Below are 25225 nucleotides of genomic sequence, written 5' to 3' on the forward strand. Positions count from 1 at the left end.
TCGTGTTCTTAAAGAACAAAACTAAGAAGAATACCAGCCAGGACAATGAGCGGCGGACTGATCTTCGTGTAATTCAGCAACAGGAAAGTCGCCAGCATGATAGCGAGCGAAAGCCAGTTGAAACCCATAGGCAGCAGCATCAGCAGAAAGGCGGCTACAATGAAACCGACACTCACTGCATTGATACCCGACAGCGAATGTTTAATCCGGCTTATTTTTTTTAGCTGATCCCAGAAGGGCACAATAAACAGGATCAAAATGAGACCGGGAAGATTGATACCGATCACGCCGACCAATCCGCCCAATACCTGGCCGCTCATCCCATATCCAAAGTTTTTCATTGTAAGCGCTCCGAGATAACTGGTAAAAGAAAATGTCGGGCCGGGAAGTGTTTGCTGTAAGGCGTATCCTGAAAGAAAGCCGCTTGCATGCAAATAATGCTTCATCTGCACAAACTCGGTAAACATAAGCGGCACCAGCACCTGGCCGCCTCCAAACACAAAGATCCCGTTGCGGTAAAAGTTCTCGAAAAGGCGAATAGGCAGACTGAATGGCGAGGTTGTGTTGATCAATGCACCCAGCAGCGCGAAAATAAGCAGCACACCGATAAAATAGAACAGCTTTTTTGGGTTAATGTTAGAAAACAACTTAACGCGTAATTCCGTTTCCTCCCGGGGTGTTTCAACCGCAGAAGAGATCATCCCTCCGATCAGGATAGCAAGCGGAAATACATAAGCATTACGCAGTACCAGCGTTGCAATCACAGATCCGATAGCGAGGAACACCGAAACCTGCGATGCCATGATCTTTTTTGCCAGGTTGACCGCGGCGTACGCAACAATTCCAAGCGCAATGGGTTGAATAAACTCCAGCACCTCCATGAACTTTTCCTTTTGGTCCAGCATGGAATAACTGATTGCAGCAAAGGTCATAATGGCCGCTGATGGTAGCATCCAGATAAGAAAGGTAAGTAAAGCCAACTTTAACTTACCTACTTTATACGCAATACCCACAAGCGTTTGCGTAGAGGCCGGCCCCGGAAGCACTTGCGATAGCGCATTTAGTTCGAGAAGTTCGTCCTCGGTTACGAAGTGACTGTTCTTTACAAAGTATTTGAGCAGCAGGGCCAGGTGTGCCTGCGCGCCGCCAAAGGATGTAAACGTAAAGAAAATTACGTTACGGATAAATAACCATTGTCTTTTTGCCAAGTTCTGTAAAACGTTGTTGAAGTTACAACATAATCAGGGATGTAAAGAATTTAAAAGCCTTTAATAATCGTCATCATCGTCGAATCCGGAGGCACTGTTGTACGCGCCCTGCAGCTCTGACAAGGCATGCATGTCGCGCTTTTTCCGTGCCTGTTCCATACCTGTCTGATAGGTACTCAGCGCCTCTTCTGTCCTGCCCGACTTTTCATATAGTTTCCCCAGGTGATAATAGGTGCCGACGTAATCTGCGTGGTCGCGTGTAAGCTGCAGATAGTACGCGAGCGCCTTTTCTGTATCCTGTTTACTGTTGTATTCAGTAGCCAGCGCATAGAGCACAAAGGGGTCATTCGGCTCACTTTTTAAAAACTCCAGCAACTTCGAGATTCGGTCTGTCGACATTTTAATTACGTGCTTTTTTAAGTAGATTTGCAAAAAGACCTACATATATGAAAATATTAGTGTGTATCAGTAACGTGCCCGACACGACGACAAAAATAACTTTTACCGAGCAAAATACCCAATTCAATACAGCCGGCGTGCAATACATTCTCAACCCGTATGATGAGATTGCGCTTGCGCGGGCTATTGAGCTTACTGAGGGTGGAAAAGGAACAGTTACTGTCGTTAATGTCGGAGAAACTAGCACCGAGCCAACCATCAGGAAGGCGCTTGCCATCGGTGCTGATGATGCAGTACGCATCAATGCCGCTCCGCGTGATGCCTGGTTTGTAGCCAGTCAGATTGCAGCTTATGCGAAAGACCAGGCATTCGACATGATTCTTACCGGTCGTGAGTCTATTGACTACAATGGCGCGCAGGTCGCTGCGATGACCGCTGAGATATTAGGAATTCCATCCGTATCTATAATCAAAAAACTGGATACAGACGGATCTGCAAGTCAGATTGAACGCGAGATCGAGGGCGGTAAAGAGGTCATCAGCATTGAAGGTCCGTTCGTTGCCAGCTGCGCTGAAGGTGTGGCTGAACCGAAAATACCGAACATGCGTGGCATCATGTCTGCGCGCACAAAACCACTCGCGGTTGTAGAGGCACAGGCTGTAGCCGAACTGACAAAAATTGTGAGTTACGAAACCCCGGCGCCGCGCGGGGCAGTGAAGCAAATTCCTGCCGACCAGCCTGAACAGCTTATCAGCCTGCTTCATTCGGAAGCTAAGGTTATCTAATACTTCCAACAGTCCAAATTTGAACATTTAAATCCCTGCGGGGAACTAAAAATATATGTCAGTTCTAGTATACGTTGAACATGCCGATGGCAAATTCAAAAAATCAGGTTTTGAAGCGGTAGCCTATGCAAAGGCCGTTGCCGATCAGGTTGGTACTACATTAACCGCTATTTCAATCGGCAGCGTGGCCCAGGATGAGCTTAGCGCACTGGGCCGCTACGGCGCGGCAAAGGTATTGAGTGTAGGTGCCGAGCAGTTGAAAACATTCGTTAACCAGGCATATGCCAGTGTTATTGCAGCAGCGGCCGAAAAAGAGGGTGCCGATATTGTTGTCCTTTCTAATTCATTTTCGGGCAAAGGTCTTGCACCGCGTATCGCTGTTAAGTTGCAGGCAGGTCTGGCCGATGGTGCCGTTGATCTTCCTGACACATCTGGTGGCTTCAGAGTTAAAAAAACAGCCTTCTCCGGTAAGGCCTTTGCAATTACCGAATTAACCTCTGAAAAGAAGGTCATTGCCTTAAATCCGAATGCGTTCGGCGTAAAGGAGCAGCCAACTGATGTCCAGATCGAATCTTTCCAGCCCGAGATCAGCGGCAACGACCTGAAGACCGTAATCAAAGATATTGTAAGAGCAACCGACAAAGTTTCCTTACCTGATGCAGAACGGGTTGTTTCCGGCGGCCGCGGACTTAAAGGTCCGGAAAACTGGGGAATGATCGAGGAACTGGCTGATTTGCTGGGTGCAGCGACTGCCTGTTCGAAACCGGTATCTGACGCTGACTGGCGTCCGCATGCTGAGCACGTTGGCCAGACAGGTATCGCCATCAGTCCGAATCTTTATATTGCGATCGGCATTTCGGGTGCTATTCAGCATCTTGCAGGCGTAAGTTCGTCAAAAGTGATCGTCGTTATAAACAAAGATCCCGAAGCGCCGTTCTTTAAAGTGGCAGACTACGGTATAGTGGGCGACGCCTTTGAGGTCGTGCCTAAACTGATCGAAGCACTGAAAGCCCATAAAGCCTAATTACAGCATGCAGCGCTACCTGCAAACCTGTTCCTTACAGGCAGCGCTGCAATATCACCTTCAATGAAAAAAGTAAAATTAGATATTGTTGGCCTTTCCTACAGCCAGACCCAGTCGGGGGCTTATGCGCTGGTACTGGGAGAGGTAACGGGGAGAAGGCGGCTGCCCATCATTATTGGCGCCTTCGAAGCCCAGGCGATAGCGATCGAGATTGAAAAAATGACGCCAAGCAGGCCGCTTACCCACGACCTATTCAAATCGTTCGCAGAAACGTTTCGTATCACCGTAACCGAGGTTATAATTTACAACCTTGTTGATGGCGTTTTTTATGCCAAGCTGGTCTGTGCAGATGAGTCCGGCCAGGTTAAGGAGATTGACGCACGAACATCCGACGCTATTGCACTGGCTGTGCGATTCAGTGCAGCAATTTATACCTACGAGTTTATTCTTGCTTCTGCAGGCATCGTAATCGAAAGCAACGATTTTCTGTTTCTCGAAAATATCGATGCCATCGTAAAAGATCCTGAGGCAGAGACGGTGCCGCTGAGCGCTGCGCGTGAAAGTTCGTTTGCCCAGCTTAGCCTTGAAGAACTTCAACAGAAACTTCAGGATGCGCTGGCAGAAGAGGCGTATGAAAAAGCTGCCCGCATTCGTGATGAGATCAATAAAAGAGGAACGTCCTGATTGTCCGGACAGTTCTTTTTTCCCTTAACACTTACAATAGTGTAAATGAAAGCTTGTCCCGTACAGGCTTTATTTTTTCCGTCCAATGGATAAAATATAAACGGCGTGCGGCTTCCATCGATTTTTTTTAGCATTTTAGAGCCATAATATATTACGTCCAAACTGACTATTATTTACCAAAAGGATCTTTATGAATGTTAAGTTGCGCCTGATCGCGATGAATTTCTTTCAGTTTTTCATCTGGGGGGCCTGGTTGTTGACAATCGGCGCGTATTGGTTCCAGAACAAGCAGTGGTCTGGCTCCGAATTTGGAATCATCTTCTCTACAATGGGCATTTCAGCGATTTTTATGCCCGCTCTGACCGGAATCATTGCCGACCGCTTTATCAACGCAGAGAAATTATACGGCATCCTGCATTTACTGGGCGCCATGAGTTTGTTTTCGCTCCCTTTGATCGAAGATCCGGTTACGTTTTTCTGGGTCATGCTGTTAAACATGATTTTTTATATGCCGACCCTGTCACTGTCTATCAGTGTGGCATATTCGGCGCTTAAAAGCGCAGGCCAGGATGTGGTAAAAGACTACCCTCCGATCCGCATCTGGGGAACAATCGGTTTTATTGCTGCACTCTGGACGGTAAGCCTCACCGAAAATGAAACCTCGGCAAACCAGTTCTACATTGCCGGCACCGTAGCGGTAGCGCTTGGTCTGTACGCCTTTACACTTCCTAAATGCCCACCGCTGTGGACGAAGACGGGAAGTAAAAGTTTTGTTGACGTGATGGGCCTGAATGCTTTTACACTGTTCAGGCAAAGCAAATTCGCGGTGTTTTTTATCTTCTCCCTGTTCCTTGGCGCTGCCCTGCAGCTCACAAACGCGTATGGAGATACGTTCCTGCACGACTTCAAAAACATTCCTGCCTACAGCGATACGGTTGCAGTTAAATATCCTGCCATTATTATGTCCATCTCTCAGATCTCAGAAACATTGTTCATTCTGGCTATCCCGTTTTTCCTGCGCCGCTTTGGCATCAAATACGTGATGTTGTTCAGCATGATGGCCTGGGTGCTTCGTTTCGGACTATTTGCATACGGAAACCCGGCCGACGGACTCTGGATGATTATCATGTCATGTGTCATCTACGGCATGGCCTTCGATTTCTTTAACATCTCGGGGTCGCTGTTTGTGGAGACACAGACCGAGCCCCGAATCAGGGCGAGCGCACAGGGCCTGTTTATGATGATGGTGAATGGTTTTGGAGCGCTGTTTGGCAGCTTCACCAGCGGATACATCATAGAACATTTTTATACCATGCCAGACCAGAGTAAAGACTGGCCCGGCATATGGACCGCTTTTGCGCTGTACGCGCTTGTATTAGCGGTGATTTTTCCTTTTGCGTTCAGGTATAAGCACAGAGCTGCAGACGTAACGGCTATTCAACATTAACACTCACACCATCCCGTTCCACTATGTCAGGAGGAAAATACAGGAAAGAACACAATTGTCTCAATTGCGGGGAACATGTAGAAAAGCACTACTGCAGCAACTGCGGCCAGCCGAATATTGAGCTTAAGGAACCATTCTGGCATTTCATCAGCCATAGTATTGGTCACTATTTTCATTTCGACAGCAAGTTCTTTCAAACACTTGTTCCGCTGCTGACCAAACCAGGACAAGTTACCCTCGATTATATCGCCGGCAAACGCGCAAGATATCTGCCGCCCGTCAGCATGTATATTTTTGTGTCGATCGTTTATTTCCTGATTGTGCCGCAGGCAGAGAACCATAACCAGACGAAGAAGCAGGTAAAGTCTGAGCAAAAAACGCTGGCTGAAGCAAAAGATCTGCAACAGCAGATGCAGCTGGCCAAAGACACGATGGAAATGAAGGGCATTCCGGGAGCCAGTGTTGTCGGAACCACCATGGACAGGATTTACGAAAAACTTGACCGCAAAAAGTTCAGCAAGCTTAGTTTCAGCCAGCAGGCTGTGGTTCTGAAAGACCTTGAGGCCAAACAAAAGGCCGCTCCCGGCGATTCAATTGACCGGATAGTGAACAGTTACCGCCGCGAACATATTTTAAAGGAAGACAGCACCTATGAATCATATATGATTCGCCAGGGAAGGCTGCCAGCTGAAGATCGCGACAACTGGTTTGAACGTTTTGAAAAAAAGAAGGATATCAAGCTGAGGGCGAAGACAGGACCTGAATGGACAATAGAAAAAGAGGTTGAAAAATACAGGCCTAAGCAATACTTTCTCCTGATGCCTTTATTGGCGTTCTTTATCATGCTTAATTTCAGACGCAATCATATTTATTACCTCGACCACCTCATCTTTACGATCCATGGTATGATCGCGTTCTTTATCGTTCAGATCTTCAGTGTGCCGATCCAGAATTATGTATTTGGAGAAAGTTCGTACGTCGGTAAGGCCATAGATATGGTGGTACTGGCGGGCATCATCTGGTACCTGTATTCCGGGCTTAGAAAATTCTATAACCGTTCCCGCGGTCAGACGATAAAAAAGGTGATTACGCTGGTTATTCTTTACAAGCTGAGTCTCTTTATCACTGAGAGTGTAATCGAGACTATCTTAGAATATACAGTGGCATAAAAACTGTTTCAGAATAAACAATGGCATAAAAAAAGCAGGACAATGGTCCTGCTTTTTTTATGGTTGTACGGTATTTAACCGCGGTCTTTGATCGGAACAAATTCACGATCTTTATGCCCAACGTAAACCTGGCGCGGTCTGTTGATAGGTTCCTTATTCTCATGCATTTCCTTCCACTGTGCAATCCAACCCGGCAGGCGGCCCAGTGCAAAAAGGACAGTAAACATTTCAGACGGAAAACCGAGCGCCCTGTAAATGATACCTGAATAAAAGTCGACATTCGGATATAGTTTACGGTCGATAAAATACTGATCTGTAAGCGCGGCCTCTTCAAGTTTCTTAGCAATTTCGAGCACGGGATCGTCGATACCAAGGTTTTCAAGAATATCATCGCAGGCTTTTTTGATGATCTTGGCGCGTGGATCAAAATTTTTGTACACCCGGTGTCCAAATCCCATCATACGGAAAGGATCATTCTTATCTTTCGCTTTATTGATCCATTTTTCGGTGTCCCCGCCATCTTCTTTTATCAATTCAAGCATTTCGATAACGGCCTGGTTCGCTCCGCCATGCAGCGGGCCCCAGAGAGCTGCAATTCCTGCCGAGATCGAAGCGTACAGGTTACAATCAGAAGAGCCAACCATACGAACGGTTGATGCCGAACAGTTCTGCTCATGATCTGCATGCAGGATCAGCAGTTTGTTCATGGCACTTACCACTACCGGATTCACTTCATAATCTTCGGTACGCTGGCCGAAGGTCATCCAAAGGTAATTTGTCACATAGTCATACTTGTTCTTTGGATAAATAAGCGGATGACCAAGCGATTTTTTATAGATAAACGCTACCAGTGTAGTCATTTTTGCCATCAGTTTGATGATGGTCAGATCTTTTTCTTCCGGAGTCTGTTGTGACTTCAGGCATTCAGGATAAAAAGTTGAAAGTGAACAAACCAGCGAGATGAGTTGCGCCATCGGGTGCGACCGCGATGGATAACCATCAAAAAACTTCTTCATGTCTTCATGAATCAGTGTGTGCATGCTGATATCACTTTGAAATTTATCCAGTTCAGCCTGAGTTGGCAGGTCTCCATAGATAAGCAGGTAGGCTACTTCGAGGAAACTGGATTTTTCTGCAAGCTCTTCGATTGCATAACCGCGGTATTTCAGGATGCCTTCTTCACCGTCGAGAAAGGTAACGGCACTTTTCGTAGAGCCCGTGTTTTTGTAGCCTGTATCCAGAGTTATGAACCCTGTTTGATCGCGCAACTTGGCAATATCAATGGCTTTTTCATTCTCGCTACCGGTAATAACCGGCAATTCTATGGTTTTCCCGTCAACTTTGATTTCTGCAATATCTGACATGTGCTTCTAATTATTTATGATATAAAAGTAGTTAAATAGACCTTAAAGGTGCCTTATCTGATGTTAATTTCGTGTTAAAATGCCTACTTAGCCTTAATCTCTTCTAAAATGTTACCACATTCCATCATCTCGTCGCCGTAGTAAGGATTCTGGATTTTTTCATCTGATGACAGCCAGTCGCCCCCATCACCATTGTTGGCCATCGGGCAATGCTGAACATAGATCTTACCGGTAACCAGCGAAGTATTTTTAAAAAGCCCGATAAGATCTTCACTCAATGAGGTGAAGTGCTTACGCTGTTCTGCCAGGTCTTTTGCTTCACTGATCTTTTTGTTGAGTGACAGCGCGGTTTCGCAGCCTGATACATTCTTTAGCTCGGGCTGAAGACTTACAGAAGCTTGTTTGGCTGCATCAAAGTTTGAGCTGACCAGCGCATCCTTCAGGCGGATGTATTGGGTATAAACGTTTTGAATCTGAGGATCCTTTATTTTTATTGGCACGGTGGCTACGGGAACCACATTTTCTTCTTTTTCCTGATGGGCATCGGCATGTTCCTGTTTGCTGTTGCCGCAGGCAAAAAACGCGAGGCAAGAGGCAAGCATGAGTAGTTTTTTCATTCGTATTGTGTTAATATATGGCATCAGTGGAAAGTTGCCACGTCTCCCGGTGTTATTCGGTTATGCGCTCAAAATAGCAATTTATATCGTAAAAAAATAAAAAAAGCCCCGAGTTTGCGGGGCTTTATTCGTTTCATGAAATTGAGGTTACAGTTTAAAACCGTAAGCCAGTCTTAGTCCTACCTGACCAATGTTGTTACCGCTTTGCGGAAGGCCTTCATACTTAACGCTTAAGTCAAGACCGTTGCTCCATGCATATCCAAGACTCGGCGAATACAGGAAGCGGGTACCGCCACCTTCGTTGGTACCAAAGGCCGCTCCAAGTTCTCCTGAACCATAAGCACCTGAACCTGTATCATTCAAGAATACTTTAACACCTGCTTTAGCGGGGATATAACCAAAATCAGGCACGTTGTCTTTTCCAAAGAAGTGCGTATAGCCTGTAGTTACAGGGATCGATACGCGTTTAGATACGTCAAACTGTAAGCGAAGGTCTCCGCCCAGTGCAAATCCGTGTCCGTCATTCGTCGGGATGCCGCCGTTTAATCCGATACCAAGTTTTGTCGTTGATTGGGCTTTGCTTTCTGTCGAGAAAAGTATCACTGCTACTGCTGCAGCGGCAGCGATCATTTTTGTTAATTTTTTCATTTCGAGTTTTTCATTTAGTGTTTGAGTGCCACGGTCAAAGATTCCCTTTTCCCGCTGGCCGTGCCCGGCAGCTCAGTTTTCTCACCCTTTCAAAAGGCATGCCAATCCATTGTTCCAACCGCGCCAGGCACCAGCCGGAAGCCTTCAAACCACAGATAACTAAGGCTTTCAGCCCGAATAACGCCGGTAAATCTGTTCGGGTTAATTAATCGGGCTTTGTCGGAAATTCAAGACCTGCCTGAGCCAGAATCTGACAAATCGCTTCCGTTTGCGTGGCAATGGGTGTGTTAGCGGGCAGCCAGTTGATGGCAATACCGTCTTTCTCCATCTTTCTGAAAAACGTCATCTGCCGTTTGGTGAACTGACGGATCGCAAAATTAAGTTGTTCACGCAGCTGCGCTCTGTCAAGCGCTCCTTCAAGATGCTGCGCAAGGTATTTATACTCCAGGCCATAAAATTTAAGCTGGTCGGCAGAGACCCCGTTCGCAAGCAGCTGTTCAGCTTCAGCAACCAGACCGGCCTGAAGCCGGTCATCGAGCCGCTTTTCGATACGAGACCAGCGTTCATCGCGCGCCAGCTCTAACCCGAAAACGACCGGAATCAAGCGAGGTCGTGCCTTTTGAGGCATGCTGTTTTCCTGTAAGTGCATTGCTTTTTCTATTGCCCTGATGGTTCGTTTTTTTGTGCCCGTATCGGCATTCAGGCGCAGCGACTCGGGGAAATTTTGAAGCTTCCTGATCAGATCGGGAAGCTCATCATGTTCCAGGCGTTGCCGCAGATTCATATTTACGGGTACCAGGGTTTCCTGATAATTCTTCAGCAGGGCATGAATGTATAAACCCGTTCCCCCGCAAAGAATTGCACGTTTTCCGCGTCTGGTTATATCTTCAAAAGTTCTGTAAAAATCGTTTGTATATTGAGCAACGTCATAACTGGCACCCGCCGGCAAAATGTCAATCAGATGGTATGGAATGTGACTGCCTGTTTCCGTCTCATACTCCGTCAGGTCTTTTCCCGTACCTATATCCATCCCCTTAAAAACCTGCCTGCTGTCTGCACTGATGATTTCGGCATCGAGTATGGTAGCAAGGCGGACGGCAAGCCGGGTCTTTCCTGAGGCCGTGGGGCCAAGAATCACGATGAGGTTAGGTATTTCCTGATCAGACATCTAAGATATATTTCAAACTTCCTGTATTAAAAGGTTTAGCAGTGCAATCGGCGGTTTCGTTATTCTTCCTGACCCGCTCACCGTTTCTGAGTTCAAAGTACAAAGGTGGGGTTTCGCCCGCTAATTTAAAACCAAGCGTTTCATAACCTTTGCCGAGCGACCAGTCCCTGTCCGCATACGACATGACATCTTGAACCCCGAGCTCTGTGATAGCATGTTGAAGCAGTTTGCTGAGTCCGCCGGTTATCCTGAAACCCGAAAGTCCGGCAAAGCGGATTAATTCTGTAGAGATATGCTGCACGCCCCGGCTTTCCATTTGCCTCAGCGGACCAAATGTAGCCACAGCCACCGGCATATCATCTTTAAAAAGCGCATAACGATATTTTGCGCGTACCGCACCCTGCAAATGATGATCGTCGAGAAAGGCTGATGTGGCCCGGCTATCGAGTACTGATGCGTGTGTCTGACGGGCATATATCTTCCGGTCAAGGCCGAGCAGTGAACGGACGCGGCTCAATACCTGCTCGGGCCTGGCCTTCCAGACATCTTCCCACAAGTGAATGAGAAAATGTCCCGACTGTGCGTAACGCGCCTGAACGGAAAGTAATTTAGCGGGCGTGTCCTTTGTAAAGAGACTCACAAAGTGTATAACCAGGCGCTGTGGCGGAAAGGCGGCTAGCAGCATTCCCTCTTCCTCAAAAACCTGGCAATTCGCAGGCTCCCCGAGACGATTTACAACCGCAGCGGACCAGTCTCTCAGATCCAATCGTTTTGCTTAAACTTTTTAAAGCCGATAGCCAGCAGGTTTTCAATCTCTGCGAGGATGGTATCATCCAGTTCATTTATTTTGAAGTGACCATCGCCGCTTTGCAATGAAGTCAGCGCAGAGCCGGGATTCGAATCGTCGGCCGTATCTGGCGGAAGGAAATGAAAATCAACTGCCGTACCGTCTATTTCAAGTGAAGCAAAGTGAAGCTCAGTACGTTCCTGACCTTTTACTTCGATTTTTTTTTCACTCCAGAGGTCGTAAACCGTTTCGCTGTTTTCCCTGACTACAAAACCAAGGGCCGCATAGGGCTGCAGGACTGCCCTGATGGTTTGAAAAATTTCTACAGGATCTGTTTTCATATTCATCATTTAAACGCCGCGGGCGGTAATTGGTTTCACAAATTTAGCCTGCGGTTGCAATATTTTGTGTGCTGGTTCCGGCAAACTGCAGATTTTCCCACCATGCATCAGCGGGCCGTTCACTGATCCGGAATGTATGGCCGGGCCGGGGCGTCAATAAAGGCATGCCGGTCTCGAGCGCTTTGGCACGGACCCGGATCACAGATTCATTCCAGGGGTGCATGGCCAGCGTAAATTTTCCCCAGTGCACCGGCATCAGTGCAGCTGTGCGCAGATCAGCGGCGGCAGCTACAGTTTCTTCCGGAAACATATGAATGTAAGGCCAAAACTCATTGTATTGCCCACACTCAAGCAGGGCAAGATCGAATGGTCCGTACGCCTCGCCGATGTCTTTAAAATGCGGACCATAACCCGAATCGCCGCCCAAAAAAAGCCGCTTGTTACCCGTTTGCAGGACAAACCCTGACCAGGCCGTCTGGTTCCGCTTAAACAGCCTGCCGCTAAAGTGTCTGGCCGGCACCGCTCTTAATGAGAAGCCTGCTGCTTCGGCGTGCTCATACCAGGCAAGCTCGTGTATGCGTGAAGACTCAATCTGCCAGTGCTCAAGATGCGCACCGACGCCCAGCGAGCAAATAAAAATAGTCTTTTCTTTTCTCAGTTTTTTGATCACTTGAAAATCCATGTGGTCATAATGATCATGTGTAATGAGAACGACATCAGGTACAGGCAATTTGCCGGTATCCATAAAATTCATGCCCTCAAAACACTTGGTCCCGATAAAGTCAAATGGCGATGTACGCTCACTAAACACCGGATCAACCAGCAGCGATTTGCCTTCAGACTGGATCAGGTAACTGGAGTGCCCGAACCATGTTATACATAATTCGCTTCCGGCGCCGCCGTGGCGTGTAAAGTCGGGTAAGGCAGGAACAATCGGGACAGGCGGCCGCCTCGCCGGATCACCTTTCAGAAACGCGCGAAGAATGGTAACCATGCTGACGCCCTCCGGCTGCATAGGTGTTGGCAATAAGTTGTTCAGAGCACCATTTGCATAATTTGGCTGTGCCCTAATTCGTTCCAGGCGAAAACCGGCGGGCAGCCGGCCAAACACAGGCAGTTTGAGAATCCACCAGACAAGCGCGGTGGCAGCAACTATAAATATCAGAAAATAGATCATGGTGATTGTGCGGTTTGCAAAGGTAAACTTAAGGCGTTACGACCCAAAAATTTCAGGTTTTTTTCAGTCCATGTGCGATAGTTATGAGAAATGTTAGACAATCGCCTAAAAGGCAAGGTTTTTGTTTACACTTTGCGATGCCGCAAACTAAAAAAGTAATTCTCGCAGATGACGACCCAGGAATTCTGGACGCCGTTGGTCTGATTCTGCAATATGAGGGATACGAACTTCTCGCCACAGATAACGGAAACAGCGTTTTTCAGCTTGTTGATCCACAGACGAACATTTTATTGTTAGACATCTGGATGTCCGGATCTGACGGCCGGGATATATGCCGCAAGTTAAAAAGCGATCAGCAAACCAAACACATTCCAATCATTCTTTTCTCTGCAGGCGCCGAGCTTGAAAGATCAGCTAAAGATGCAGGTGCAGATGATTTTATTCCCAAGCCCTTCGAAATTTCTGACCTCGTGAACCGGATTGAACGCTTAACCGCGCACTAGCACATAACGAGCCCGGCAGCAGGCGCCTACAGAAAACTTGGCTAGCCCTGACCGTTGTTAAAATTTAGTGTGCTGAATCCGCACCGCATTAAGAATTGCCAGGAGCGCAACGCCCACATCTGCAATTACCGCTTCCCACAGACTGGCCTGCCCGCCGGCACCAAGAATCAATACCGCCACTTTAACGGTCATGGCTAAAATGATATTTTGCCAGACAACGTTCCTCGTTTTTTTACCAATCAGTATGGCCCGTACGACCTTCGAAGGCTGGTCATCCTGAATTACGATATCTGCAGTTTCGATCGCCGCATCACTTCCCAGCCCTCCCATGGCTATACCTGCATCGGCAAGCGCAAGTACAGGAGCATCATTAATTCCATCGCCAACAAATACAATTGTCTCTCCTGAACGCCTGAGGCTGTTAAGACGTGCCGTCTTATCTTCAGGCATCAAATCTCCAAACCGCGCTTCAATACCAAGCTGACTGCCAATCTGATCAACTACCGCCTGCTTATCACCGCTCAGCAGAACGGTCCTGATTCCCGCCTTATGCAGTGCCTTTATAGCCGCAGGCGTATCCGGTTTCATCTGATCGGCAATACGGATGTAACCAGCATACCTTTCGGCTATTGCAACCAGGACAAGCGTATCCGTGATCGCATCAAGATCATCGGGGTAGGTAACGCCGAAACTTTTTAACAGCGCTTTGTTACCGGCCAACACACGGTCACCGTCAAGCATTGCAGTCATACCCTGCCCCGGGTGTTCTTCTACGTTCGATACTTCAGGCAGTTCAGCACTGCCTGCCGCCCTGACAACTGCTTTTGCCACGGGATGTGTCGAGTGTCGTTCTACCGCAGCAGCCATGACAAGCAGATCGTCAGCCCTCGCCGAACTCACTTCCTGCACTTCAAATACACCAGCAGTTAGTGTTCCTGTTTTGTCCATCACCACAGTGGTTGTTCTTGCCAGTACATCCAAAAAGTTAGCACCTTTGAAAAGCAGCCCGTTTCTTGAGGCAAGTCCAATTCCTCCGAAATATCCCAGGGGGATAGAAACTACGAGCGCACAGGGACAACTGATTACAAGAAATACAAGCGATCTGTAAAGCCAGTCCTGAAAATTGTAATGGTCCAGAAAAATGTAAGGGACAATAAGTACGCAGAGCGCGAGCGCAAAAACGATAGGTGTATACACTTTTGCAAAACGCGAGATAAAGAGCTGCGTTTTCGATTTTCTCGAAGTGGCATCCTGTACCATTTCCAGAATCCGGCTCATTTTGCTGTCCGCAAATCGCGAGGTGACGCGGATATCTGCCGGGGTATTTAAATTGATCATGCCGGCCAGCACAGTTTCGCCGCTTACAAGATGCCTCGGTTTCGCCTCACCTGTCAGCGCAGCGGTATTGAAACGGCCGCTTTCCGTAAGCAGCTCGCCGTCAAGGCCTACTTTTCCGCCGGGAAGTACACGAATCGTTTCACCGGGTTGTACCCCGGCCGGATCAGCATCCGTCAGGTTGCCATTCCGGAAAACGCTTACACGGTCAGGCCTGACATCGAGCAAGGCTTTTATACTTTTTTTTGCCCGGTTTACCGCTGCTTCCTGAAACCATTCACCTATTGAATAAAACACCATAACCGCGAGCCCCTCGCTATAGGCACCGATGGAAAAAGCACCGATGGTTGCCACGCTCATCAGCACAAACTCATTAAAAAAATCTGCACGCAGCAGTTTTTTCAGCGCCAGTAACAAAACATTCCATCCGGCCAGCAGGTAGGCTGGCACAAACACAGCAAGCTGAACAGGAACTGGAATGATGACGCCAAAATTCTCGCACACAAGCATAACGACAAGTACGAGAAAGGCAAGTATCAGCGCACCATGCTGCTTCCAGGCAGGAATACCGATGGTGTCATGCATATGATGCTCATGATCGTGATCATGGTTATGGTCGTCATCATGGTTATGGTCGTGTTTATGCCCGGTATGTTGATGTGATGTGGATTGCATGTGTGCTGTCATTTGTCCAAAAGTACAAAAGGAAAGCCTGCAATGGGATTGCAATGTTAGCGGTTGCAGGCTGCACAGACGCCCTTTACGACCAAATTGACTTCTTCAGAAAGGAACTGCTGTGGAAGTCCAAGCTCAGGCACCTGCGTACGGGGCAGGCAATAGGTTTCCTGACAACCACGGCAAACGAAATGCACATGTACATCATGATGACCAAACGGCCCGCAGTCTGAAGCACAACAGGCATATTTCGTTATTCCCGATCCGTCGTCAATACTATGAACAAGACCTTTTTCTTCAAAGGTGCGAAGACTGCGGTAAATTGTAATCCGGTCTGCCGGTCTCAGCGCAGTTTCGAGGTCTGCCAGGCTCAGGGCCGAAGGCTGATCGACCAGGTAATCCAGAACGATCATGCGCATAGCCGTCGGACTTACGTCATGAGCTCTTAACAACTGTTCGATGTTATCTTTCATCCGGTATCAGGTTTCCGGGGTCAGCAGTCGCTCCTTGCACTATGCGCAGGGAGAACCAGCCCGAAACTTTATGCAAAGGTAAGCAGTTTACGCAAACTCTACATTCATTGACACGTAAAACGAACTGCAACCGGGTTGCAAACTTTATAGTGAGTAGCGTTTTTCAAGGAGCGAAAAGCGCCGGTTGGCAAGCGCAGCGATCAGACAGTTTTTACGTCGTCTTCTTCGTAATCCCTGATGTCTGTGATGTAACCGTTGGTAAGAAGGAAATCAAATAAAGGCTTGGCATCCGGCGTGATAGGCATGTTGGCCGTAGTAATCACTTCATTTGTTTTTTTATCAAGGAAAGGATAGGCAAACAGGCGGGTATTGCGACTAAACATATCATTTACATAACTCAGCAACTGACCCGCATAGTTCTCGCCAAAGTTATTGGAATTGAAAACGAACTTGAGGTTGTTGATGTTCGTGGTCAGGCCCACACTCTTCGCGCGGCAGCGGTCAAGATATTTCGCCAGGCGGTTATGCCGTGTAAAGTTTGATACGAGCACGAGATTACCGGTTTCACACATTTCCTCTGCACGTTTTGCAACGGCTTCCAGATCAATGTCATCGGGCGTTTCGTTCTCATCTGTCAGCACATTGGTCAGCAACACTTCAATAAGAACGGCAAGATTTTCCTGTGCTACATGCTCTGCTCGCACAAACTGCTCCACCGCTTTATTCAACATGCTGAAATTTGGTTTTGATTTCTGGCCATACTTTGTGCGAAGAATCATGACATCCTTTTTGTACAACAGGTCTTTTGCCTGTCGGGGATGCGCGTCTGAGTCAAAAATGGCCGCAGTCGAAAAATCTTTCATAATCAGGTACAGGTTCAGCAGGATGTTATTGACATCCGGGAACGCCGGGCCCTTTACAGAAATCAGGTCTATTTCTACTGAACCGATGGTAAGATTGTCTGCCAGCGATTCAATCATTGTTTTGGGATCGCTGTTGTGATAAAATGCTGCATAAACCAGGTTTACGCCGATAATGCCAAGCACCTTCTGCTGCATGTAAACGTCAGTGTCGAGCAACCGGACGTGGAAAAATATCTCATTCGGACTACCGCCAGCTTCAGTCTGAAAGCGAATGCCGATCCAGCCATGCGGGTCATTCGTTCGTTTATAATTCAGCGTGGTAACCGTGTTTGCGAAGGCAAAGAAGGTCCGTGAATCGTACTTTTCGCCATTTAGCCGCTCAGTCAGCAAACCAAACTCATGATCAAGCATACGCAGCAAACGGTTCTGGCTCACATACCTGCCTGAAGCCTCTGCACCATAGATGGCATCACTGAAAGTCATATCGTACGCAGACATGGTTTTTGCAACCGTGCCTGATGCAGCACCCGCTGTGAAAAAATTTCTGGCCACCTCCTGCCCTGCCCCGATTTCGGCAAATGTGCCATAAATGTTCGGGTCAAGGTTAATTTTCAGGGCTTTGCGCTTCGTGTCCAAAATTTCTCTTTCCATGCCGCAAAACTAAAAAAAATAAGGGCAATATGTTGCCATACTGCCCTTATCAATCACATTAAATCTGCACTTACCTCATGCTGAAGCGCTTTGCCGTGCGAGCGCCTGTTCGTGCCCTGAAATGATCAGGCAACTTCAATCGACCGTTTCTCAGGTTTCGATTCTTCTTTTTTTCCGATTGTGATATTCAAAATTCCATCTGTGTAAGCTGCACTGATCTGCGACTCATCTGCAGTCTCAGGAAGATTGAACGAGCGCCTGAATGAGCTGAAGGTAAATTCCTTGCGGGTGTAACCTTTTGCCTCTTCAGCCTGCTCCGTTTTCTTATCAACTGAGACAGAAAGCACGCTTTCATTCACGGTTACCTGAAAATCTTCTTTCTTAAGACCGGGAGCGGCGACTTCAATATGATAGGCCTGTTCCGTCTCGCTAATGTTTACCTGCGGCTGTTGTGCCGGACGACCGGTTTTGATCAATGCATCGTTAAACAAAGAATCAAAAACATTGTTAAAGTATGGCACATGGTTGCGGGTACGGTTGTTGAATTTTACTAATGTCATGGTGTTTATCTCCTTATATTTTAAAGTTCACGATTATATCTGTCGCTATTCAACTCTTATACCAACGTCCAAACCAGATGATCTTTAAGACATTATGGCGTAAAAAGCCAAAACTAGATGACAAATCGTCAGAAATTATAAATAACTCAGACAAATTCAACTTCAAAACGACAGTGGAGACGCGATTTTCTGATTTTGATATGATGGGGCACGTTAACAACGCCGTGTACTTTACCTATCTTGAGAATGCCCGCACACGTTATTGGCAGGAGATTGTGAAGTGGGACTGGAAAAAGACCGGAATTGTTCTTGCGCATGCTGAACTGGATTTCATTAAACCTGTGCTGCTACATGAAAAGATCAGTATTTATGTTCGGACAGTAAGGATTGGCAGAAGCAGTTTTGAACTTGAGTACAAAATTGTAAAAAACAGCAACGGTTCGGATGAAGTTTGCAGCACAGGCAAAACGACCTGCATAGCCGTAAGTTATCAGGACAAGCGTCCAACAGAGATTCCGGCCGAAGAAAGGTTACGTATGATAAATTTCGAACAGCTCTAAGCGCCGGACCGGCTGCGAACCGGAATACTGAAAAAGAAACTTGAACCAGCGCCTTCAGCACTGTCGACCCACATCTTACCCCCTTCTGTGCGGATAATTTCTGATGAAATATACAAGCCAAGTCCTAAGCCTGGGAAAGTGTGCTGAAGGTCGCCCGTTACCCTGAAAAATTGTTCAAAAATGCGTTCCTTATTTTCATCTGCAATACCGATGCCTTCATCTCGGATGCATACCACAACACTCTGACCTGATACAGCCGTGCTTACCCAGATGTCTGCACTGCCGGGCGAATACTTGATCGCATTGTTCAGCAGGTTTGCAATGACCTGACGGATACGTTCGCGGTCTGCAAAAACGGTTGTGTCTGCGTTATAATCGATATGAATCCTGTGATTATTCATAGACAGGCTCAGCTCATCAAGCATCTGGATTGCAGCTTCATCAAAATTGAAATACTCGGGGTTGAAGCGCAGCCGTCCGGACTGGATTTTGTTTACGTCGAGAAGATCGTTGATAAGACCGGTAAGGCGGTCAAGCTGTCTGTCCATCTTACCAACCATGTCTGCCTTTTTCACATCGCCCTCTGCACGAAGAATACGCTCGAGAACCTGCGTATATGCTTTGACACTTGTTACGGGGGTTTTCAGTTCGTGGCTGGCTACGCCGAGAAATTCATCTTTTTGCTTCTGAAGCTGAACCAGCCTCGAGATGTCTACTGCTGCGTGAACGATGCCGTAAACCTTTCCTTCAGGATTTTTAAGCGGCTTGTACGTAAAGTTGAACCAGAATGGAATCTTTTCGTCTCCGGCCCCGAGCAGAAGCTGCTGCTGATCAATATGAAAGGCCTCACCTGTTTCGTAAACTTTTTTCAGGATCGACAGATGCGGTTGTTCGGCAGCGTCAGGTATTGCTTCTGCCAGCGGCAGGCCGATAACTGATTCATCTTTGCCCCACATATTCAACATGGAATCATTGGCGATAAGAACACGGATGTCCGGACCTTCATAAACAGCCATACTGAGCGGCGCATCTGCAAGCAGGTTCCGGAAGCGTTGCTCACTGGCCTCCAGCTGCAATTTTGTTCTCACCAGATTCGTAACGTCTGTTGCAGTATTCAGCACTGCCCAAACTTCGCCTTTGTCATTTAACAGCGGTTTGTATGTAAAGTCAAAGTAGAAGTAAGTCATTTGTCCGTTTGCAACCAAACCTACCAGGTCTTCGCGTGCTTCATAGGCAACGCCCGTTGCAATCACATTATGTAAGATCGGAATAAAGGGCTGCCCTTCCAGTTCCGGAAGTGCGTCGGCAAGCTGCTTACCAATTTGCGACTCTTCACGGTTCCATGCGCGGTGCATGGCCCGATTGGCATAGGTAATGATGAGCCCGGGCCCTGTATAAAGGGCAATTGGCATCGGCGACTCATCAAACATGGTTTTCAGAATGGATATATTATCTGTGCTGTCGACAGTCATCTGTATATTAAAGCTTTTTATGGCCGGCATCTCTGCGGCCGCCTTCCTCGTGTGTTCTGAACAAATCTACAGGCTTTTTGTTCCGCTTCGAAATTTCATTCCCACGAGTTGTCTGTTTAAGTACTGCAGCTATGGCTATCCATATAGCCGGGCGGCTGCATTTCACGGGCACCGAATTGATAATCAATGACTACCGTTGGTAACTTACGTTTGCATTGTGAGTTCGCCTCCCGGCGGATCGAATATTTTCCCCGGGTTGAGGATCCCGTTGGGGTCAAAGACTTGTTTGATACCCTGCATAAGTTGCACATGCATCTTCCCATACTTAAGATTCATAAACTCCTTTTGCACCCAGCCTATTCCATGCTCCCCCGAAAGTGTGCCGCCCAGGGATATAGTAAGTCTGAAAATTTCCGCGATACCCGCCGGAAGTTTATGTTCCCAGTCTTCATCACTCATTCCGGACTTAATAATATTTACGTGCAGGTTCCCATCGCCGGCATGACCGTAACAAACACTGTCAAAACCGTATGATGCCCCTATTTGTTTGATTCCGTTTATCAACTGGGGCAGCGCAGCCCTGGGCACGACGGTATCTTCCTCTTTGTAAATGGAATTTGCTTTTACGGATTCGGGCATTGTGCGGCGGATGCGCCACAGCTCGTCTTTCTGTGCGGCTGTATCAGCCAGCAATACATCCTTGCAGCCGGATGCTTCAAGAACGGTATTTAGTTTTTCGCAGTCCTGGTAAAGAAGTTCAATACTATCGCCATCCAGTTCTATAAGGAGAAATGCCTGCTGTTCATCTGTCAGGTCAAGACGGACCTCGCTGTATTCGCGGACCCAGTCCATACCGCGACGTTCCATAAACTCAAGTGCCGACGGGATGATACCGGCTCTGAACACGGCAGAGACGGCGGCGCAGGCAAGTTCATTACTACCAAATGATGCGAGCAAGACAACCTGATGGGCAGGCAATGGCACCAGCTTGACCACAATTTTTGTTATAACGGCCAGGGTACCTTCAGAACCGATCATTAACTGCGTCAGATTATAGCCTGAAGCATATTTCAACGTGTTGGCACCAGTCCAGATCACATCTCCGTTAGGTAAAACAATTTCGAGGTTGAGCACATATTCACGTATTGTTCCGTACTTCACAACCCGGGGTCCGCCTGACCCGTGCGCAACATTGCCGCCAATGAAACAAGAGCCCTTGCTCGACGGGTCGACCGGATAGCAGAGTCCCTGTTCAGCAGCAGCATCAATAAGTTCCTGCGTAATCACGCCAGGCTCAACGGTTGCCTGGAGATTATCCAGGTCCAGGTTAATGATTTTATTGAACCGGCGCATAGAAAGCAGCACGCCGCCATAAACAGGCAGAGCGCCGCCGCTCAGGCCAGTCCCCGCGCCCCTGGGTGTAACGGGAATTAGTCTATCCTGGCAATACCTTAACAAAGCCGAAACCTGTTCGACAGTTTCCGGCAGCACAACGAGTTCAGGTATAAACACAAGATCCTCCGTTTCATCGCGCCCATACGCATACATGGCTTCATCATCAGAAAGCACCGCTGTTTCGCCTGTGATGTGTTTGATAGCATGGATGTCGTCTGGTGTAATCTTATTAAACATCATGGTTCGCAATGTATCTGAGTTCCACGTAAGAATGATCAATCTGCCCCGTCATTGGCGGATGCTTTTTTGTAATACCAACAACGGCCTCATCTATAAAAGGATAAGCAGCAACAATACCGTCGAGAATATTTTTAACTACAGTTTCCAGCAGCTTTTGTGTCTTCTTCATTTCTTTACAGATCAGGCTGTTTATAACCTCGTAATTAACCGTGTCTTTAAGATCATCGTTGAAGTTACGGGCCTTGAAGAGAACTTCAACATCTGTAACGAAATGATTTCCGGTTAGTTGTTCTTCTGGGTAATAGCCATGTAAAGCAAAAGACTCGACGCCGCGTAGTGCAACTTTTTGAAGGTATGTTGGCATATAGCAGATTTTTAAGGAGTGTTCAAACATAGAAATAATTCAGTTCTCAGGCTATGGCCTTTGCGGCAAAACGCTAAATTTACAAACAAGCCTCTTATCAGCTTAAACTCTTCACTCCGACCATGAGCAAAAAAGATCTATACGAATCTCCCGACTATTACCTCCTTGACGAACTGCTTTCCGAGGAGCATAAACTGATTCGTGCTACCGCACGTGAATGGGTAAAACGGGAAGTCAGTCCGGTAATCGAGGAATATGCACAGCGCAGTGAGTTTCCAAAACACCTGATTGGTGGTCTTGCAGAGATCGGCGCTTTCGGACCTACCATACCGGCAGCCTACGGCGGTGCAGGGCTTGATTATCTTGCCTATGGCATACTCATGCAGGAGATTGAGCGCGGCGACTCGGGTATCCGTTCAACGGCCTCAGTGCAGGGAAGCCTTGTCATGTACCCGATTTACACATACGGAACCGAAGAACAGAAGAAACGTTTTCTCCCACAACTTGCTTCAGGCAAACTGATGGGTTGTTTTGGCCTTACCGAACCTGACCATGGCTCAAATCCGGGCGGCATGGTTACCAATATCCGTGAGGATGGAGATCACTTCGTCTTAAACGGGGCCAAAATGTGGATAAGCAATGCACCGTTTGCAGATCTTGCGGTAGTTTGGGCGAAAGATGAGAGCGGAAAGATCAGGGGGATGATCGTTGAGCGCGGCATGGAAGGTTTCAGCACGCCGGAAACGCATCATAAATGGAGTCTTCGGGCATCGGCAACGGGTGAACTTGTATTTGACAACGTCCGCATTCCAAAAGCAAACTTGTTTCCTGACATCAGGGGCTTGAAAGGTCCGCTGGGCTGCCTGAACCAGGCCCGGTATGGCATTGCCTGGGGTGCCCTTGGCGCGGCAATGGATTGTTATGATGCGGCGCTTCGCTACAGCCTGCAGCGCGAACAGTTCGGCAAGCCGATAGGCGGTTTTCAGCTGCAGCAGAAAAAACTGGCTGAGATGATCACTGAAATTACAAAAGCACAACTGCTTGTCTGGCGCCTTGGCGTACTTAAATCAAAAGGGCGGGCCACGTCTGAACAGATCTCGATGGCCAAAAGAAACAGTGTAGAGGTAGCACTTGATATAGCCCGCAACGCCAGGCAGATGCTTGGGGGCATGGGCATTACGGGTGAATACCCGGTTATGCGCCACATGATGAACCTCGAATCGGTCGTGACTTATGAAGGAACGCATGACATTCACCTGCTGATAACGGGGATGGATGTAACAGGTATCAACGCCTTTAAATAAGCGGGCTATTCGGCCTCAGTGTATCGCCAAACAATGTTAACTTTGCAGGTGCTTACGCATGCCAGGTCGATATGCGTTTGACTATCCGAGTAATATGAAAGACTATAAAAAATATATTTACCTTCCCGTTCCTCCAGAAGAGGTGTATCTGGCCCTGACGATAGACCTAAGCATTAAACTCTGGACGGGTGCTGAAGTGGTATTCAGAGAAGAAGCCGGTTCTGATTTCTCACTGTGGGACGGGGATATCGTCGGAAAGAACATTTCCTTCGAACCCGGCAAAAAGATTGTGCAGGAATGGTATTTCGGTGAGGAGAATGAACCCTCTGTCGTAACTATTAAATTGCATCTTGACAAGAAGGGAACATCGATGGAATGGTTTCAAACAAACATTCCTGATCATGATTTTGAAGATTTTACAACCGGCCTCCGGGAAAATTATTTTGAAGGTCTGATCGACTTTTTTGACGAATAAACAAAATACGCACCTGGTCGTTTTATGATACCGGAATGTTCCGGTTAGATTTTATGATTATGGGACGAACAATCGGACTGATCCTGATCATTGCAGGTGCGCTTATGCTCGTCTGGACAGGTTTCACTTACACAAAAAAAGAGAAAATAGTTGACGCCGGACCGATTCAGATTGCGGCAGACCGGGAAAAAACGGTCAGTTGGCCGCCATATGCCGGCGGCATTATTCTGGTAGCGGGCATAGCGGTATTTGCACTTTCACGAAAGCAGAGCGCATAATAAAGGGCCGTGTAAATCTGATTTTTACACGGCCCTTTTGCATCCGGCTGGAACCTCGTATGGTCCTGTAATCGGGTAGCATAAAGCTTTTTATGGCGGTCGGGTTATTCAGGAAAGACAGAAGGCGCGCGTTCGCGCAGGTTATATCCTGAAGCCATAACCTCTCCATATGCGCCCGCACTTCTGATGGCAAAGAGGTCGCCCCGATGCGTTTCCGGAAGCTCGACTTCTTTGGCAAAACAGTCGGTGCTTTCACAGATGGGACCTACAATATCATACCTGAGGGCTGTCGCTGCATCAGTTTTGCTCAGGTTTTCAATCTGGTGGTAAGCCTGGTACAATGCCGGCCGCATTAACTCAGTCATGCCTGCATCAAGCACAACGAAGTTCTTTTTCTTGCCGTTCTTCACATAAAGCGCTCTGCTTATCAGTGATGCGCATTGACCCACGAGCGCCCTGCCCAATTCAAAGTGCACTTCCTGATACGGCTTTACCTCAAGAAACTCGCTGAATATCCTGAAATATGATTCGAAATCAGGTATTTGGGCATTTGGATTATGATAGTCGATTCCAAGTCCGCCGCCTACGTTTAAAACTTTTACTATGAAACCTTTGTCTTCAAACCAGCCCGCAAATTCATTTACCCGGACACAAAGATTTTTGTATACATCCAGGTTCATGATCTGCGAACCGATGTGGAAATGGATCCCGACAAACTCAAGGTTCGGCGCATTTTTAAGCGTCTGCACGCAGGCCGGGAGATCCCAGGAATTAACGCCAAACTTGTTCTCGTCAAGGCCGGTCGTAATGTTATGATGTGTATGCGCGTCTACATTCGGATTGATCCTGATGGCCACGCGTGCTCTTTTTCCTTTTGCCGCCGCCAGTTCGTTAATGACTTCTAGTTCCTGGACAGACTCAACGTTGAAGCAGAAAATATCAGCATCAAGCGCCTGGTTAATTTCGCGGTCAGATTTTCCGACACCGGCAAAAACAACTTTTCCGGCATCAAAGCCGAGTTCGATGGCGCGAAGCACCTCGCCGATGCTTACGCAGTCAGCCCCAAAGCCCTTATTGCGAACGGCATTCAGCACCGCCGGATTAAAATTAGCTTTCAGCGCATAATGCACATGAAAATTATAGGTATCTGCCGCCCGGGCACAGGCGTTCAGGGTTTGCTGGAGTAACTCCAGGTCATAATAATAAAATGGCGTTTCGATGTTTGCGAACCGCGCGATATCTTTGCCGGTAAACATATT

General features: G+C 47.6%; 27 protein-coding genes. 10 read left to right on the forward strand and 17 right to left on the reverse strand.

Going from position 1 to position 25225, the window contains the following annotated elements:
• Positions 1 to 8: 8 nt before the first annotated feature.
• On the reverse strand, positions 9 to 1208 hold the full coding sequence (gene chrA, locus EJV45_RS11045; RefSeq protein ID WP_165305038.1) for a chromate efflux transporter: 1200 nt from the start codon (positions 1206 to 1208) through the stop codon (positions 9 to 11).
• Positions 1209 to 1268: 60 nt separating this feature from the next.
• Positions 1269 to 1607, reverse strand: coding sequence for a tetratricopeptide repeat protein (locus EJV45_RS11050; RefSeq protein ID WP_129715737.1), 339 nt, complete (start codon positions 1605 to 1607; stop codon positions 1269 to 1271).
• A 47-nt stretch (positions 1608 to 1654) separates the two neighbouring features.
• On the opposite strand from EJV45_RS11050, the gene EJV45_RS11055 reads away from it, so the two are divergent.
• From EJV45_RS11055 to EJV45_RS11075, 5 genes are all read left to right on the forward strand, one after another.
• Complete coding sequence (locus EJV45_RS11055; RefSeq protein WP_129715738.1) at positions 1655 to 2392, forward strand: electron transfer flavoprotein subunit beta/FixA family protein; 738 nt, start codon at positions 1655 to 1657, stop codon at positions 2390 to 2392.
• 55 nt (positions 2393 to 2447) lie between these two features.
• Positions 2448 to 3416, forward strand: a complete 969-nt coding sequence (locus tag EJV45_RS11060) for an electron transfer flavoprotein subunit alpha/FixB family protein (protein WP_129715739.1) — start codon at positions 2448 to 2450, stop codon at positions 3414 to 3416.
• Positions 3417 to 3479: 63 nt separating this feature from the next.
• A complete protein-coding gene (locus tag EJV45_RS11065; RefSeq protein ID WP_129715740.1) occupies positions 3480 to 4100 on the forward strand; it encodes a bifunctional nuclease family protein in 621 nt (206 codons plus the stop codon).
• Between the two features lie 190 nt (positions 4101 to 4290).
• Complete coding sequence (locus EJV45_RS11070; RefSeq protein WP_129715741.1) at positions 4291 to 5547, forward strand: nucleoside permease; 1257 nt, start codon at positions 4291 to 4293, stop codon at positions 5545 to 5547.
• Positions 5548 to 5570: 23 nt separating this feature from the next.
• A complete protein-coding gene (locus tag EJV45_RS11075) occupies positions 5571 to 6716 on the forward strand; it encodes a DUF3667 domain-containing protein (RefSeq protein WP_129715742.1) in 1146 nt (381 codons plus the stop codon).
• Between the two features lie 74 nt (positions 6717 to 6790).
• Here EJV45_RS11075 and EJV45_RS11080 read toward each other — a convergent pair whose 3' ends face one another.
• The 7 genes from EJV45_RS11080 to EJV45_RS11110 form a co-directional block, all read right to left on the reverse strand.
• Positions 6791 to 8080, reverse strand: coding sequence for a citrate synthase (locus tag EJV45_RS11080; RefSeq protein ID WP_129715743.1), 1290 nt, complete (start codon positions 8078 to 8080; stop codon positions 6791 to 6793).
• 83 nt (positions 8081 to 8163) lie between these two features.
• A complete protein-coding gene (locus tag EJV45_RS11085) occupies positions 8164 to 8697 on the reverse strand; it encodes a DUF3347 domain-containing protein (protein ID WP_165305039.1) in 534 nt (177 codons plus the stop codon).
• A gap of 147 nt (positions 8698 to 8844) precedes the next feature.
• Positions 8845 to 9345, reverse strand: a complete 501-nt coding sequence (locus EJV45_RS11090; protein WP_129715745.1) for a hypothetical protein — start codon at positions 9343 to 9345, stop codon at positions 8845 to 8847.
• 205 nt (positions 9346 to 9550) lie between these two features.
• Positions 9551 to 10513: a tRNA (adenosine(37)-N6)-dimethylallyltransferase MiaA gene (gene miaA / locus EJV45_RS11095; RefSeq protein WP_129715746.1), complete on the reverse strand. Its 963-nt coding sequence runs from the start codon at positions 10511 to 10513 to the stop codon at positions 9551 to 9553.
• Positions 10506 to 11279 (reverse strand): hypothetical protein, encoded by a 774-nt coding sequence (locus EJV45_RS11100; protein WP_129715747.1) that lies wholly within the window; start codon positions 11277 to 11279, stop codon positions 10506 to 10508. Before EJV45_RS11100 ends, miaA begins: the two co-directional genes overlap by 8 nt.
• Positions 11270 to 11641, reverse strand: coding sequence for a hypothetical protein (locus tag EJV45_RS11105; RefSeq protein ID WP_129715748.1), 372 nt, complete (start codon positions 11639 to 11641; stop codon positions 11270 to 11272). Before EJV45_RS11105 ends, EJV45_RS11100 begins: the two co-directional genes overlap by 10 nt.
• A 43-nt stretch (positions 11642 to 11684) precedes the next feature.
• Positions 11685 to 12818: an MBL fold metallo-hydrolase gene (locus EJV45_RS11110; RefSeq protein ID WP_129715749.1), complete on the reverse strand. Its 1134-nt coding sequence runs from the start codon at positions 12816 to 12818 to the stop codon at positions 11685 to 11687.
• 137 nt (positions 12819 to 12955) lie between these two features.
• Between EJV45_RS11110 and EJV45_RS11115 the strand changes: the two genes are divergently transcribed.
• Positions 12956 to 13321 (forward strand): PleD family two-component system response regulator, encoded by a 366-nt coding sequence (locus EJV45_RS11115; protein WP_129715750.1) that lies wholly within the window; start codon positions 12956 to 12958, stop codon positions 13319 to 13321.
• A gap of 57 nt (positions 13322 to 13378) precedes the next feature.
• Here EJV45_RS11115 and EJV45_RS11120 read toward each other — a convergent pair whose 3' ends face one another.
• The 4 genes from EJV45_RS11120 to EJV45_RS11135 all read right to left on the reverse strand — a co-directional run bounded on the left by EJV45_RS11120 (position 13379) and on the right by EJV45_RS11135 (position 17878).
• Complete coding sequence (locus EJV45_RS11120) at positions 13379 to 15331, reverse strand: heavy metal translocating P-type ATPase (protein WP_240755260.1); 1953 nt, start codon at positions 15329 to 15331, stop codon at positions 13379 to 13381.
• A 56-nt stretch (positions 15332 to 15387) separates the two neighbouring features.
• Positions 15388 to 15804 carry a Fur family transcriptional regulator gene (locus EJV45_RS11125; protein WP_129715752.1) on the reverse strand — a complete coding sequence of 139 codons (417 nt, stop codon included), beginning with the start codon at positions 15802 to 15804 and terminating at the stop codon, positions 15388 to 15390.
• Positions 15805 to 16004: 200 nt separating this feature from the next.
• The gene (locus tag EJV45_RS11130) at positions 16005 to 17318 is read right to left on the reverse strand and encodes a nicotinamide mononucleotide adenylyltransferase (protein WP_129715753.1); all 1314 of its coding nucleotides are present in this window, start codon (positions 17316 to 17318) and stop codon (positions 16005 to 16007) included.
• A 125-nt stretch (positions 17319 to 17443) separates the two neighbouring features.
• Complete coding sequence (locus EJV45_RS11135) at positions 17444 to 17878, reverse strand: Hsp20/alpha crystallin family protein (protein WP_129715754.1); 435 nt, start codon at positions 17876 to 17878, stop codon at positions 17444 to 17446.
• 77 nt (positions 17879 to 17955) lie between these two features.
• Between EJV45_RS11135 and EJV45_RS11140 the strand changes: the two genes are divergently transcribed.
• Positions 17956 to 18438, forward strand: a complete 483-nt coding sequence (locus EJV45_RS11140; RefSeq protein ID WP_129715755.1) for a thioesterase family protein — start codon at positions 17956 to 17958, stop codon at positions 18436 to 18438.
• On the opposite strand, the gene EJV45_RS11145 is transcribed toward EJV45_RS11140, so the two are convergent.
• The 3 genes from EJV45_RS11145 to EJV45_RS11155 all read right to left on the reverse strand — a co-directional run bounded on the left by EJV45_RS11145 (position 18435) and on the right by EJV45_RS11155 (position 21909).
• Complete coding sequence (locus EJV45_RS11145) at positions 18435 to 19910, reverse strand: PAS domain-containing sensor histidine kinase (RefSeq protein WP_165305040.1); 1476 nt, start codon at positions 19908 to 19910, stop codon at positions 18435 to 18437. The two genes, EJV45_RS11140 and EJV45_RS11145, sit on opposite strands and share 4 nt — an antisense overlap.
• Positions 19911 to 20114: 204 nt before the next feature.
• On the reverse strand, positions 20115 to 21545 hold the full coding sequence (locus EJV45_RS11150) for an FAD-binding oxidoreductase (RefSeq protein ID WP_129715757.1): 1431 nt from the start codon (positions 21543 to 21545) through the stop codon (positions 20115 to 20117).
• Positions 21535 to 21909, reverse strand: coding sequence for a dihydroneopterin aldolase (locus tag EJV45_RS11155; RefSeq protein WP_129715758.1), 375 nt, complete (start codon positions 21907 to 21909; stop codon positions 21535 to 21537). The genes EJV45_RS11150 and EJV45_RS11155 overlap by 11 nt, the downstream gene beginning before the upstream one ends.
• Positions 21910 to 22031: 122 nt before the next feature.
• On the opposite strand from EJV45_RS11155, the gene EJV45_RS11160 reads away from it, so the two are divergent.
• The 3 genes from EJV45_RS11160 (at position 22032) to EJV45_RS11170 (ending at position 23966) form a co-directional block, all read left to right on the forward strand.
• Positions 22032 to 23213, forward strand: a complete 1182-nt coding sequence (locus EJV45_RS11160; RefSeq protein ID WP_129715759.1) for an acyl-CoA dehydrogenase family protein — start codon at positions 22032 to 22034, stop codon at positions 23211 to 23213.
• Between the two features lie 94 nt (positions 23214 to 23307).
• On the forward strand, positions 23308 to 23688 hold the full coding sequence (locus EJV45_RS11165; RefSeq protein WP_129715760.1) for an SRPBCC domain-containing protein: 381 nt from the start codon (positions 23308 to 23310) through the stop codon (positions 23686 to 23688).
• A gap of 59 nt (positions 23689 to 23747) precedes the next feature.
• Positions 23748 to 23966: a hypothetical protein gene (locus EJV45_RS11170; protein ID WP_129715761.1), complete on the forward strand. Its 219-nt coding sequence runs from the start codon at positions 23748 to 23750 to the stop codon at positions 23964 to 23966.
• A 104-nt stretch (positions 23967 to 24070) separates the two neighbouring features.
• On the opposite strand, the gene lysA is transcribed toward EJV45_RS11170, so the two are convergent.
• Positions 24071 to 25222, reverse strand: coding sequence for a diaminopimelate decarboxylase (gene lysA / locus EJV45_RS11175; RefSeq protein ID WP_129715762.1), 1152 nt, complete (start codon positions 25220 to 25222; stop codon positions 24071 to 24073).
• Positions 25223 to 25225: the final 3 nt, after the last annotated feature.

The organism is Pedobacter sp. SYP-B3415 (genome assembly GCF_004138205.1).
In the GTDB taxonomy this organism is placed as follows: Bacteria; Bacteroidota; Bacteroidia; order Sphingobacteriales; family Sphingobacteriaceae; genus Pedobacter.